The following is a 13,667-nucleotide window of genomic DNA, read 5'->3' as shown; positions in this document are numbered from 1 at the left end:
TTTTTTTTGAGGGGGATATGTATGGGGATATTAGGAAATTTCGTGAATCAAACCAATACGATACTTTGGTCCTATGTTCTAATTGTATTATTAATAGGATCCGGCCTATACTTTACATTTAGAACGAAGTTTGTCCCATTCAGGATGATTGGTGAAATGTTTCGACTAATGGGTGAAGGGGCAACTGGAGACAACAAGGGAGTCTCATCCTTCCAAGCATTCTGTATTAGTACGGCATCTCGCGTCGGTACAGGCAACCTTGCAGGCGTAGCGATTGCTATCACAACAGGCGGTCCCGGAGCTGTATTTTGGATGTGGTTAATCGCAATGATTGGATCTGCATCTGCATTTGTAGAAGCAACACTTGCCCAAATCTATAAGGTGAAAAACGGCGACACGTTCCGTGGCGGCCCTGCTTATTACATGGAAAAAGCATTAAATGCCCGTTGGATGGGTGTTACTTTCGCCGTTCTGATTTCGATAACCTTTGGACTTGCGTTTAACTCCGTTCAGGCTAATACGATTACAAGCTCACTTAATAATTCCTTTGGTTTGAATAAAGGCCTTATTGCTATTGTTTTATCCATTATTACAGCTATTATCATTTTTGGCGGACTGAAACGGATTGCCAAGGTCGCAGAGTGGATGGTTCCAGTTATGGCTGGGGCTTATATTCTGATCGCTTTATATATTATGGTAACAAATTTCACGGCATTACCTGGTGTTTTTTCGTTTATTTTTAAAAGCGCTTTTGGTCTTAAAGATGTAGCAGGCGGTGCCCTCGGTGCCGCCATGATGAACGGAATCAAGCGCGGTCTATTTTCAAACGAAGCGGGTATGGGTAGTGCTCCAAATGCCGCTGCAACGGCGGAAGTTACCCATCCCGTTAAACAGGGATTAATTCAGGCTCTCGGTGTATTTTTTGATACTTTAGTAGTCTGCAGTTCAACAGCGTTTATTATATTAATATCTGGTCTTTATACCTCTAAAGAGGGTAATGGTATTGTCTTAACGCAAAAAGCTCTTGAAGGGTCTCTAGGATCATGGGCGGGAATTTTCCTAGCCTTCATTGTTTTCCTATTTGCTTTTAGTTTTGTGGTAGGAAATTACTATTATGGTGAATCTAATATTGAATTTATTAAAAACAACAAACTTGTACTAAACCTTTATCGCTTGGCTGTTGTTGGCATGGTTGCCTTTGGTTCTCTTGCAGAGCTTAACTTTGTTTGGAGCTTGGCGGATTTATTCATGGGATTAATGGCAATTATTAACCTGATCGCTATTATTCTATTAGGCAAAATTGCCTTTAATGCCCTTTCCGATTACAATAAACAAAAAGCAAACAATCAAAACCCAGTTTTCTACACCTCAAACATACCAGGTCTAAAAAACGTAGAAGCATGGGAGAATGCTCCGGAACAGGCAAAACAAAAACTAGGCTGATCCTCTGAAATTATAAAAAGGAAACCAATGCAAATGATAATTGGTTTCCTTTTTTATTCATGTGTTTAAGAAAGATTAGTACTATGGACAAGACTGTTTAAGTCTGCAACCATTCGGCGGCACTGAATATAATCCTTTTCTCGTCGTTCTTCAACCCTCATTCGTACTAAGTGGTTTCTTTTGTACTCTTCGTAACCTACACCATGTACTCTCCACATCGCTTTTTCCATTTCGCTCGTGTAACTTAACGGTAAATGTTTGATAATAAACATTCCTTTCAGTTTTTTCCATTGACGTGGTTTTCTTCAAGATGGTTATCATCTTAACATTAACCCCTATATCACACAAAGCGGCAAAAATGGGAAATTCCTCAGTATCAAGTAATGTCATTCATTCTCATGGAAATAACTCTTACATCCTTGTAATTTTTCCATTATCCTCCCAAATAGTGTATGTCCTATACTTTCGTTCAAGTTTCTATAAAGAAAACAAATACATAGATATACCGTAAAATGGGGATGATAATGGAAACATTTTGTTAATGGAGTAAAAAAATGAAATCCATTTCCCTTATTTTAAAGAAGTTAATGAAAAAGGATGTACAACCTACTGCTCCAAATCAGGGCGCTACATCATTTAAAGCTGTCTTCCAATCCATCGATGAAAATATTTCCTTTTTTAAAGATACATTTTCTGAATCAGCCGATTTAATGATTAAGGATGTAGAAATACGAAATTTTCAGGGAACTTTAGTTTATTTAGATACGATGGCAGATCAGGATAAAATTCAAAGTGAAATTGTAAAACCTTTGAGGGACAAGGAGAGTCTCCTGTTCGAGAACCTGCTTCCTTCTAACTTTGTTCAATCCACTAATCTAATTGAAGGACAAGAAAAACTGTTAAATGGGTTCTGTATTATGTTCTTGGATGGTGTAAAAGAATTCTACATGATGGAAGTAGGTCTCTCAAAAGACAGGAGTATTATTGAACCTAGTAATGAACAAGTCATTCAGGGATCTCATGAAGGTTTTATTGAAAATCTTTCAATCAATCTTCATTTAATTAGGAAATCGTGCAGAACAGCCAACCTTACTATGGAACAGATAATAGTTGGTGATCATATTCAAACCAAACTAGCCATGGTATATATGAAAGACTTAGCCAATAAAGATATAATCAACGAATTTAAATATAGGGTTAATCATATATCAATGGATTATATACCCAGCACGGGAATTCTTCAGGAATTGATCGAAGATTCAACATGGTCCCCTTTTCCTCAGATTCTAAATACTGAAAGAGTCGATCGTGTGGTCAATCATTTGAATGAAGGAAGAGTGGCCGTTTTGATGGAAGGATACCCTGCCTGTTTGATCATTCCTGTCACTTTTTTTGCGTTCTTTCAATCACCAGACGATTATAATTCACGCTGGATGATCGGAACCTTTATCCGCTCATTGCGCCTCTTAAGTATTACAATTGCGGTAAATTTACCCGCTATTTATATTGCTGTTATTGGTTTTCACTTTGAAGTATTGCCGGATGAATTAGTTCTCCCAGTCGTAAGTTCTATTAAAAATATACCCTTTCCCCCTTTAATTGAAGCACTTGTCATGGAGTTGACAATTGAAATGATCCGTGAAGCCGGAGTCCGCCTTCCTTCGAGGATTGGTCAAACGATCGGCATTGTAGGAGGTTTAGTTATTGGGGATGCGGTTGTCCGCGCAGGTCTCATTTCCAATACCATGATTGTGGTCGTGGCGATTACGGCAATTGCCGCCTACAGCATTCCTGCGACTGAAATGAGTGATGCTGTACGATTTTTGCGTTTTCCCCATATGATTTTGGCTTCAACTTTTGGATTTGTAGGTATTAGCTTTGGGTTTATGTTTACTTTAGCCCATTTATGCAGGTTAGAATCATTTGGTGCTGCTTACTTTGCACCATGGGCTCCCTTTCGATTAAAAGACATAAAGGATACCTTGATCCGTTTGCCACTTTGGAAATTTAATACACGTCCACTCGATTCAAAACCAAACATCCTAAAAAAGCAATCTTTGGCTAGAGGCTGGGAACGAAATGACAATAAGCAAAAATAAAATTACAAAGAAACAGCTCATCTTTTTGATTATCCAGGCCCAAATTGGTGTAGGAATCTTATCGTTGCCCCATGATGTGGCGTTAGTAGCCAAACAAGATGGCTGGATGGCAACCATAATAGCAGGGGGCATCTCACAGGCAATCATATTTGCCTTTTGGGGATTAAGTACAAGATTTCCAACTCTATCTTTGTATGAGATTCTCCCAAATATACTAGGGAAAATAGTCGGCAAACTGCTCATTCTCAGTTATGCACTCTATTTTATGATCACAGGGAGTTTAGTTTTAGCCAGATTTAGTGATATCTTGGATAAATGGATTTTACCACGTACCCCTAATTGGATAACCATGGTGTTAATTCTCATTACCTGCATTTACATCGTTAGTGCAGGTTTAACTAGTATAGCTAGATTTTATATGCTAGTGTCTCCCATTCTGTTTGTATTAGTAGTGTTGATTGGGTATGCGATGAAGGATGCGAACTTCCTGTATATCCTTCCAGTTGGAAATCATAGCATCTTTACAATCTTGAAAGCTTCAAAAGAGGCTGCTTTCTCTATGCTAGGCTTTGAGCTGTTTCTTTTTATTCACTCCCATGTACAAGCTACTGGAAAGGAAAAGCTGATTGCCATCACTACAGCAAACATTTTTGTTACTTTCTATTATACCTTTTTAGTGTTTGCAGCCCTTGTCTATTTTGAACCCAATATCGACATAGGACTGACTCCAGAGCCATTATTGTATATGATTAAAGCCTATTCATTTCAGGTTCTTGAAAGGACAGATTTATTTTTCTTGTCGTTCTGGCTGGTCATCGTTGCCACTTCAATAGCGAACTGGCTACAATTGTCTTCAATGGGCTTTGCCAGCTTTTTTAAAATAAAAAACCATAAACGCTTTCTGCCTTTTGTTGCAGTTGCTTATTTAATTTTGGCAGTTATACCTGATCAAGGAAGAGATTTTGAAAATTTCAATCACATTCTTGGCCCGACTCACTATATTTTTATCGGTATCATCCCTACTTTTCTACTGATTCTCTCGTGGATGTTATCAAAAAAAGAAGTGGTGAATAAGCTGTGAAAAATCAAAAGCCTTTCCTTTTACTCCTATGTTTGTTACTGACTGGATGCTGGGATCAGCACTTAATGAAAAATGCTGTGTTGGTTCAGATGTTAAGTTATGATGTAGCTAAAAACGGCCAAATGCAATTAGGGATATCCATTCCAATCATTGAAGAAGCCTCTAATGGACCGCAAGCGAGGATAAAAAGTGAAACATTATCAGCAATAGGTCATACACCAAGGGATTGTCGACTTAAAATTGATCGAGAAACATCCGGAATATTAGATTCATCTAAAAATAAACTAATTATGTTTGGCGAGCGGATGGCAACTAAAGGTATTTATCCACCGTTAGATGTTGTATGGAGAGATCCACGAAATTCATTGGGTGCGACACTTGGAGTTGTGGAGGGTGAAGCGATAAATCTGCTTAACATTACCCCAAAACATGAGCCAAACGTTAGCGAATATATACAAAACGCTCTTACCAGTGCAGAAGAAAACTCGGTCATTCCAACTGAAACGATTCAAACTCTTGCCTCAGAAATGCTTGATCCGGGAGAGGATATCGTCCTTCCTTATATTAAAATAAATAAAAGGAAGAGTGCCGTAGTGGTCGGCCTGGCACTAATGGATGAAAAAAAATTGGCAGGTAGTTTATCACCAAAAGATTCAGGCCTCCTTCTTTTAATGGATAACAAAAAAGGGAAATACGCACGATTTTCCAAACGAGTGAATACAGCAGAGCAACGGGATTTAATGAATTACCTATCCTTCAATGTCCAAAATATGAAAAGAAAATTAAAAGTTCATGTAAAGAATGACAAGGTTTCAGTTCAATTATTCTTACATCTAAAAGTAAACGTAGAAGAATATCCTAAAGGGGATGTACCAAACGATTTAGAACGTTTAAATAAGGCATTAACAAAGGAACTTACACAAGACGGTAAAAGGATCATAACCAAATTACAGCAAGCTAATTGTGATGTATTTGGGATTGGAAGAAGATTAATCGCGTTTCACCCCAACACTTGGGAAAAACTAGATGAGAAGAATTATTTTAAAGACATAACGTTTCATACCCATGTAAAAGTTGAAATCATCAAACAAGGGATTGTCTTTTAGAGCTCGTGTGAGCAATCATCAATTATTGGAGTGAGCGAAATATAATTTAGCCTTACTGTTTTAAACAGTAGGGCTAATATTCTTATGTTCAAAAATCAGCCTATTTACTTACATTGGTTATTTTTGAATACTGGTAAGAATTATTGTCACCGCTAAATTTCAGTTATGGGAATATTACGGCTATTAGTCATCTATAAGCCTTTACAGATAACAACGATTATCAATGAGGTGGAAATATTGGAACTATCCACACTTCTCTGTCTATTTGGGATCTGTTTAAGAAAATTCCTTTCTGCTGGTAAAACAAAAAAACAGCTGCCTCAACAGCTGCCCTTTTCACCTGAAAAATTATCCTTTTTCCTTCCGGCTATCCATTCTTTAATATATTGAAAACTATATAAAAGGAAGACTAAGACTGTAAAAACGTACATTAATTGTAGTTTCGTCATTCTTACTAAAGATGCTATTCCAAATTTCTTTAGGTAATACACTACTACATAAGTAAAAAATGAATCAAATATTAAATTCAAACCCAAATATCTGAAAAACTTCCCATAAGTCCATTTTAATATCCATAATGAACCCACAAAGATCGGACCAAACATAAAAGGTATTACACCAGATAGTCTAGGATTAAGTTTCTCATACCACCACCACCATCTTCTTTTTTTTGCGATGAAATTAGTAATCCAAACTAATGATGCTATAAATAAACCAGCTGGTAAGAATCGTTTAAAAGAAGCCTTTCCCATTAAAGGAATTGTTAGCCAAGGTAATACCATCAGAGCTAGTAATATACTTTTAAGAATTTTAGATGTTTCATCCATCCACCCCCGACAAAATCCATTAAGGGTAATATCTCCTAAAATAGGAATAATATAACTCAGCTCAGTACTTGTATAGGTGCGTATTATGGGATATGAGGAAACGAAAATGATATTCTGCTTGAGATTTGTAAGTTTGAAAGTTTATTACCTTGTCTACTACTATTTGATTTTCTTAAGAACTTCTTCAATATGCTCAATTCCTACTTTTGTTACTGCTTCATAAATTTCACCATGGCCGATTTCAACCACAGGTACATGCCTTATACCATACTTCACTTCTAAAATATCCCTACGTTCATCATGTTTGGTTACATCTATTGTCGCATATTCGATTCCTTGTTCTTGTAAATAGTTTTTAACCTCACCACAATAGTGGCAGCCCTCTTTTGACCAAACTACAACAGATAACAAATTACTCATCATCTATCCCTCCTCAATGGGTTATTGTCTTTTTAACATACCGGTTTTCTGGAAATGGGATTCCCAGGTTCCCACGCAATGTATCTGCTTCGTATTCAGTTCTAAAAAGTCCCCGTTTTTGTAGAATCGGCACAACATAGTCGACAAATTCATTCAATCCTTTAGGGACGGCAGAACCAACAATAAATCCATCTGCCCCTTTCAGTTCAAACCATTCTTGTATTAAGTCCGCTACTTTTTCAGGTGTTCCGATGAATGGGGTTCTCGGTGTTGTCTCAGTTAATGCCACTTGTCGCAATGTTAAATTTTGTTCCCTTGCTTCCCGTTTGATCCGATCTGTATGGCTTTGGAAACTATTTTGACCTAAATCTCCCAATTCCGGAAATGGATCATCTAGAGGATATTGTGAGAAATCGTGATGTTCAAAATATCTCCCTAGGTAATCAAGAGCTTTATCAATGGATACCAGATTGGCGATTTCTTGGTATTTCCTTTCTGCATCCTTTTCCGTAGAGCCGATAATAGGTGCAATCCCCGGTAAAATGACAAGTTCACCTGGGTTTCGGCCAAATTCCTTTGCCCTTTGTTTCACATCGCTATAAAAGGCTTGTGCGTCTTCTAATGTTGAATGGCCGGTAAAAATGGCTTCAGCTTCTTTTGCCGCAAGGTTTTTCCCTGCTTCCGAGGAACCAGCTTGAAAAATAACCGGACGACCTTGTTTAGATCTGCCGATATTAAGCGGTCCCTCTACAGAGAAAAACACCCCCTTATGATTTAATGGATGCATTTTATCCGGATCAAAGAAAACACCCGTTCCCTTATCTCGTATAAAAGCATCATCCTCCCAAGAATCCCATAGCCCTTTTGCTACCTCAAGGTATTCAGTAGCGATTTGATACCTTTTAGCATGATTAGGATGTTCCTCAATCGTTTTGCTAAAGTTCAGAGCGGTTTTCTCCAATGGAGAAGTAACGACATTCCAACCAGCTCGGCCATGGCTGATGTGATCAAGCGACGCCAATTGGCGTGATACATTAAATGGCTCACTATAGGAAGTAGAAATAGTTCCCACAAGTCCAATTTTTGAAGTAAGTGCAGCAAGGGCAGACAAAATGGTAAGTGGTTCAAATCGATTTAAAAAATGGGGAATGGACTTCTCGTTAATATGCAAACCATCCGCAATAAAGACTAAGTCGAATTTCCCTTCTTCAGCCTTTTTAGCCTGATTGGTATAGAATTCCAAACTTACACTTGCATCTGCCTGAATATCAGGATGCCTCCACCCGGCAATATTTCCACCAACCCCATGAATAATAGCTCCTAATTTCAGTTTTTTTTGAGTCGACATCAATACCCCTCCTTGTTTAATTGATTTTTTTAAGTTTATCATCCAAAATGTTTCGGAAGATCCTTTTGAAATGCACTTATGTCCTCCCAATCTCCACTGAATATTGGGATCCGATAATAACCGACCCGTTCATACAAAGCAATTGCTTCAGGTTGTCTTGGACCAGTTTGCAATTTAATTTCCGTGTATCCAAATTGAATAGCCAGTCGTTCTAGCTCTGCCAAAATGGCTTTGGCTACTCCTTTATTGCGGAATCCCGGGTCTGTATACATTCTTTTCACCTCAACCGAATGTTCTGAAAGAGGACGGATTGCACCACACCCAACTGGCTGTCCTTCAATCCTGGCAACCACAAATGCAGCCCTTGGCACCTCCACATCTTCAAACATAAAGCCCGCACTTCCATCTGAAACTTCATAGAGTTCTGCGAGTTCTTTACTCAGTTGTTCAATCAACTGTTGTGAATCAGGATGACGCACGTCTTCTGCACTTGCTTTTATTTCGGTAAAAGTAGTCATAAATGAATCTCCTTCTCCAATATTTAATATTAAAATTCTACTATTCTAGCAACTTATTAAAGGAACTCATCAATTAACCAAATCCCTGCTCATACGCCTTAAAAATTGCTTTGTTCTCTCCTCTTTTGGTGCTTCAAAAATCAAACGGGGATCCCCTTCTTCTACAATTAGACCTTGTTCCATAAAAATCACATGATTTGAAACATCCCGGGCAAATCCGATTTCATGTGTTACTACGATCATCGTAACCCCTTCCTTTGCGATGGTTCGGATTACCTCAAGCACCTCACCAACAAGCTCAGGATCTAGTGCGGATGTCGGTTCATCAAATAGGATGACTTCAGGATTCAAGGCCAGTGCCCTGGCAATTCCAACCCTTTGCTGCTGGCCGCCAGATAACTGACTTGGATAGAAATCCAACTTCTCCTCCAGTCCAACCTTTTTCAAAACCTCAATACTTTTGATTCGTGCCTGTTGTTTAGGCTGTTTGTGAACAAATACAAGACCTTCCATTACATTTTCCAGAACGGTCTTATGTTTGAACAAATTATAATGTTGAAACACCATGGCTGTTTTCTTTCGCAGCTGATGGATTTTCTTCTTATCGGCTTCGGCATAGTTCATTTCAAACTCACCGATTTTAACCTTACCGGAATTTGGCTTTTCTAAATAATTTAAGCAGCGCAGTAATGTGGTTTTTCCAGATCCGCTAGGGCCAAGGATCACGACCACTTCGCCTTTATTTACGGTTAAACTGATATCCCCCAATACCTCCAGTTCACCAAATGATTTCGAGATATTCCTAAGCTCAATCATACGACACCTCCCCTTGTAAATCGGTTAATCCGAGCTTCAAATAGCCCACTAATCCGCTCAATTAAAAACGTCAATCCCCAGTAGATTACTGCTGCTGCTATATAGGATTCGAAAAATTTCCAATTACTTGAAGCAACGATTTGTGCTTTTGCATTAATATCCACTACAGACAAGGCAAATACCAAGGTCGTTCCATGAAGCATCCCAATCAAAAGGTTCGAAAGATTTGGTACGCTCGCAGCTAAAGCTTGTGGAAAAACAATTCGTATTAAGGCTTTTGGAGTAGTCATACCAATGGAATAGGCTGCCTCCAGTTGCCCTTTATCCACCGCTAACAGACCTGAACGAATAACTTCAGAAAGGTATGCCCCTGCAGTGATCGAAAAGGATAAGAATGCAAAATCTATCAACGGTATGATTGAAGAAGTAAATGTCCAGCCAAAATAAGGAACTAACACATCAATGATTGTGGTGAAGCCAAAATAGATTAGTAATAGATGTGTAAGCATCGGTGTCCCTCGAATAAACACGACATAGATTTTTGCAATCGGGCCTAATACGGGGATCTCAAAGAAGCGAACCAAAGCTACGATCGTTCCAATTATAAAACCAACGAAAACAGAAACGGCAGTTAATACTAAGGTAACAGGCAGTGCCGAAAACAAACTGAAAAACGCTGTCACAATAAAACCAGGGTCAAGTTTCATAACCGTGATCCTCCCTTCTGTAGCTTGAATTCAGGCTGAATTAAATTAACTAACAATCTCTTTCTTCCAAACTGTTTCTTACCCCATTCACTCCCCGTTTCATACTTCAGTAATCGCCTTTCAGCCACTGCAAAAATTTTCTCTAAAACGAGGCTGATAACGAGATAAATCAGAGCAAGTGCAATATAGGTTTCAATAAAGTGTTGCGTGACTTGAGCCAAAGTTTGGGCTTTACCAGTTACTTCTACAACTCCCAGAGTGAAGGCCAAAGAAGTGTCCTTCAAATTAGCAATCACAAGATTGGCGAAAACAGGGACCGCAATCGCTAATGCCTGAGGAATGACAACCCTTCTAAAGACCTGGTACCCTGTCATTCCAACGGAGTATGCTGCTTCAACCTGCCCTCGATCGACGGATAGAACCGCGGTACGAATTGCTTCTGATAGAAATGCTCCACTGTTAAGTGCATAAGTTAATATGACAAACGCTAAAACAGGTGCTTTGGAGACATCAATATCGACCAACAATAAAATTTGGGGAAGTCCATAATAGATTAAAAAAAGCTGTATTAAAATGGGCGTTCCGCGAAAAAATGAAATGTATACCTCAGAAAATCTTTTTAGAATCGGGACTTTATATAATCTTGGAAGAGCTGTAGCCATTCCAAAAACCAATCCAATAAGCATCGACAAAACTACGATGGTCAAGGTTGTATTTAAACACGCCAATAATTTGGGAATGTGCATAAACACATACGCTATATCAAATTTATTTCCCAATTTCTATTCTCCCTTTCAGATATCGGCTAACTTACTTTGTTGTGCCCAAATTTTTGGTATAGTCCTCTCCCAGCCATTTCTCGCTTAGTTTAGATAAGGTTCCATCAGCTGTAATTTGTTTTAAGGCCTGATCAACCTGATCCGCGAGTTGTTGCTCCTTAGGGTCATTCTTCCTAAAAACGAAATAGACACCGTTACTTGCTAGTGGTTCCCCCACAATTTTCAACTTCCCCTGAGGATCAATTAAGGAAAGTGAAAAATCTGCACCAAGTGTCGCATCCACACGACCCGTAGTGATTTGGCTGACAGTATCATTCGAAGCCCCGTTTGTATAAACAATTTGAATGGCATTGTTATGGGTTTTGTTATAGTTTTCTAGTAGAGTTGCTTCAGCTGATGTGGCAGAAGTTAATACTTTTTTACCCTTTAAATCATCAAGAGAATGAAAGGGCTGTTTATTTGTTTTAGAAACAATAATATAAGTTTTCCAAAAAGCATATGGAACTTTATTAAATAGGTATTTTTCAGAGCGATCTTTGTTTTTCTCCATTTCATTTGCAACCAAATCTATTTTATTTGTCTCTAAACTAAGAAGTAAGTTTGCGAAGTCCATTGTTTGGAAGTTGAACTGATAACCAGGTAGACGCGCATCAATTTCCTTGACTAATTGAATATCAAATCCGTTTAGTTTTCCGTTTGAATCCAAATAAGTTACTTGGGGGAAAGTACCACTTGTTCCTATCACAATTTGCTGAACCTTTTTGGAACTTTTGGTTTTACTAGCCTCAGAACTTGCATTACCTGTTGAAGATAAACTGCAGCCGCTGAAAATCAATAAACCAATAAGTACAAAACTAGCAATAAATGTTTTCTTCATTTTTAATTCTCCTCCAAATATGTCTGTTTTTTTGTTTTCTTGCTATCTATGAAAATTTTTGATGATCATTTATATTGGTCATCTTGAAATAGGTAATTCCGACATTGCCTCACTTAATAAAACATATGACTTCAGGCGATCTTCGAAATTCTCAATTGGTGTAATAATAATCATCTCATCCAAATCAAACACATTTTGAATTTTTTGCAATTTTTCTCTTATCGTTTTTTTCGATCCAGCCAGAATGCTTGCCTCTTGGATTTCAATACGATAGTTTTCGTTTGCTTGTTTACCAAATAACTCTGCTTGTTCCAAGCTTCCAAGCGTTACAGTCTTTCCACGTTCAAGATGAACCTTGAAAATTTTTGAATTGGTCACAAGTTGCTTTGCCTCCTCATCGGTATCAGCAACAATCACGGAAAGAGCCAAAATAAAAGAGATGGGCTCTGTCTTTTTTCTCTCTTGCAGACGGCTAAATACTTCAAATGCTTCTTCCAGTACTGTTTCATTGTTATTAATGAATTGGGCAAAGACAAAAGAGTACCCTAATTCACCTGCCAATTTTGCACTCGTTACACTTGCGCCCAATAAGAATAGCTCCGGAGGTTCTGGTGAAACCGGCTCTGCTCTCAATCCGTAAAAAGGATGGTGAGGTTCAAGGGAATCTGTGACAAACTTTTTAAGGTCAACCAGCTTCTCCCATAAATCCTTGTGGTTATCAAACCGCCCATCTTGTAGAGCCTTCGTTGATAGCGGAAGCCCTCCAGGAGCTTTCCCCACTCCCAAATCGACTCTTCCCGGTGCTAAAGAAGCCAAAACATTAAAGTTTTCTGCTACTTTATAAGGGCTGTAATGCTGCAACATCACTCCACCCGAGCCAATTCTAATTGTTTTGGTTTTTGCGAGAAGATGTGATATTAAAACTTCCGGTGAAGATCCAGCAAGCTTTTCAGAATTGTGGTGCTCGGATACCCAAAAACGATGGTACCCTAAGCTTTCGGCCTTTTGTGCTAATTGAATCGTTTTCTTCAGGGCATCAACTGCTGTTTCCTGTTCTCCTATCAAGCTTTGGTCCAAAATACTAAGTCTTAATCCCATAAGATTTCCTCCTCAAAATAAAATGATATCCATTATTGTTCAGATATTTGTTTTTACACTTTTTTCAGTAATGGATTTCTACATTCCTTCCAAACGTTATAAAGCATTCAGTTCTTATTCGTATAATCGCGTTTATTGAACACCTCTAGACATCACTCCAAAGTTCCAAATATGTTATAGCTTTATCCAACACACCATTCTTGTTTGGTTATTTGGGCTTTCTGAAAAAATAGTCATTTTACTCATTTTTAAATGCTCCTTTTTCATCGACCATAAATAACAATTTTTCCTATCGGAAAACTAAGGTTTAAGACAACACTTCTTCAACCGACCCCATAGGGTAAAGAATATACAAAAAAGACCCCCGTTTATAACAGGAGCCTTTGGTGGACCAATTGGCATTTCCAATAGTTTGATTGTTCGATTATTATGTTTTTGATTTTAATTAAAAAAACCATTTATTTCAGCCACAAACAATAATCAATAAGTTCTCCTACACCATATATTTAAAGGTGGGAGCAGTCGGTTGTCCGATAAGCATGATTAAT

14 protein-coding genes are annotated in these 13,667 nt (G+C 38.2%); 4 read left to right on the top strand and 10 right to left on the bottom strand.

Going from position 1 to position 13,667, the window contains the following annotated elements; all coding sequences use genetic code 11:
* Positions 1–21: 21 nt before the first annotated feature.
* Complete coding sequence (locus tag ACI3K6_RS17030; RefSeq protein ID WP_435555775.1) at positions 22–1,443, top strand: alanine/glycine:cation symporter family protein; 1,422 nt, start codon at positions 22–24, stop codon at positions 1,441–1,443.
* A gap of 65 nt (positions 1,444–1,508) precedes the next feature.
* Here the strand turns inward: ACI3K6_RS17030 and ACI3K6_RS17025 are convergent, their stop codons facing one another.
* Positions 1,509–1,715 (bottom strand): YuzK family famiily protein, encoded by a 207-nt coding sequence (locus ACI3K6_RS17025; RefSeq protein WP_435555774.1) that lies wholly within the window; start codon positions 1,713–1,715, stop codon positions 1,509–1,511.
* Positions 1,716–1,997: 282 nt separating this feature from the next.
* On the opposite strand from ACI3K6_RS17025, the gene ACI3K6_RS17020 reads away from it, so the two are divergent.
* From ACI3K6_RS17020 to ACI3K6_RS17010, 3 genes are read left to right on the top strand one after another with little or no spacing between them, the layout of a single operon-like run.
* Positions 1,998–3,542, top strand: coding sequence for a spore germination protein (locus ACI3K6_RS17020; RefSeq protein ID WP_435555773.1), 1,545 nt, complete (start codon positions 1,998–2,000; stop codon positions 3,540–3,542).
* Positions 3,523–4,623, top strand: coding sequence for a GerAB/ArcD/ProY family transporter (locus tag ACI3K6_RS17015; RefSeq protein WP_435555772.1), 1,101 nt, complete (start codon positions 3,523–3,525; stop codon positions 4,621–4,623). Before ACI3K6_RS17020 ends, ACI3K6_RS17015 begins: the two co-directional genes overlap by 20 nt.
* The gene (locus ACI3K6_RS17010; protein ID WP_435555771.1) at positions 4,620–5,729 is read left to right on the top strand and encodes a Ger(x)C family spore germination protein; all 1,110 of its coding nucleotides are present in this window, start codon (positions 4,620–4,622) and stop codon (positions 5,727–5,729) included. Before ACI3K6_RS17015 ends, ACI3K6_RS17010 begins: the two co-directional genes overlap by 4 nt.
* A 320-nt stretch (positions 5,730–6,049) precedes the next feature.
* Here the strand turns inward: ACI3K6_RS17010 and ACI3K6_RS17005 are convergent, their stop codons facing one another.
* From ACI3K6_RS17005 to ACI3K6_RS16965, 9 genes are all read right to left on the bottom strand, one after another.
* A complete protein-coding gene (locus ACI3K6_RS17005; protein ID WP_435555770.1) occupies positions 6,050–6,556 on the bottom strand; it encodes a hypothetical protein in 507 nt (168 codons plus the stop codon).
* A 159-nt stretch (positions 6,557–6,715) separates the two neighbouring features.
* Positions 6,716–6,976: a glutaredoxin family protein gene (locus tag ACI3K6_RS17000; RefSeq protein ID WP_435555769.1), complete on the bottom strand. Its 261-nt coding sequence runs from the start codon at positions 6,974–6,976 to the stop codon at positions 6,716–6,718.
* 13 nt (positions 6,977–6,989) lie between these two features.
* Complete coding sequence (locus ACI3K6_RS16995; RefSeq protein ID WP_435555768.1) at positions 6,990–8,324, bottom strand: LLM class flavin-dependent oxidoreductase; 1,335 nt, start codon at positions 8,322–8,324, stop codon at positions 6,990–6,992.
* A gap of 38 nt (positions 8,325–8,362) precedes the next feature.
* Positions 8,363–8,842 (bottom strand): GNAT family N-acetyltransferase, encoded by a 480-nt coding sequence (locus tag ACI3K6_RS16990; RefSeq protein ID WP_435555767.1) that lies wholly within the window; start codon positions 8,840–8,842, stop codon positions 8,363–8,365.
* A 69-nt stretch (positions 8,843–8,911) separates the two neighbouring features.
* Entirely contained in the window at positions 8,912–9,658 is a 747-nt protein-coding gene (locus ACI3K6_RS16985) for an amino acid ABC transporter ATP-binding protein (RefSeq protein WP_435555766.1), read from the bottom strand.
* Complete coding sequence (locus ACI3K6_RS16980; protein ID WP_435555765.1) at positions 9,655–10,365, bottom strand: amino acid ABC transporter permease; 711 nt, start codon at positions 10,363–10,365, stop codon at positions 9,655–9,657. The genes ACI3K6_RS16985 and ACI3K6_RS16980 overlap by 4 nt, the downstream gene beginning before the upstream one ends.
* Positions 10,362–11,144: an amino acid ABC transporter permease gene (locus ACI3K6_RS16975; RefSeq protein WP_435555764.1), complete on the bottom strand. Its 783-nt coding sequence runs from the start codon at positions 11,142–11,144 to the stop codon at positions 10,362–10,364. Before ACI3K6_RS16975 ends, ACI3K6_RS16980 begins: the two co-directional genes overlap by 4 nt.
* A 31-nt stretch (positions 11,145–11,175) precedes the next feature.
* On the bottom strand, positions 11,176–12,021 hold the full coding sequence (locus ACI3K6_RS16970; protein ID WP_335479629.1) for a transporter substrate-binding domain-containing protein: 846 nt from the start codon (positions 12,019–12,021) through the stop codon (positions 11,176–11,178).
* Positions 12,022–12,099: 78 nt separating this feature from the next.
* On the bottom strand, positions 12,100–13,119 hold the full coding sequence (locus ACI3K6_RS16965; RefSeq protein ID WP_435555763.1) for an LLM class flavin-dependent oxidoreductase: 1,020 nt from the start codon (positions 13,117–13,119) through the stop codon (positions 12,100–12,102).
* Positions 13,120–13,667: the final 548 nt, after the last annotated feature.

The sequence above is a fragment of the Neobacillus solisequens genome (genome assembly GCF_051233465.1).
In the GTDB taxonomy this organism is placed as follows: domain Bacteria; phylum Bacillota; class Bacilli; order Bacillales; family Cytobacillaceae; genus Neobacillus.
The sequence above is the reverse complement of the archived record's forward strand: the minus strand, read 5'-3'. Positions and strand labels throughout refer to the sequence as shown.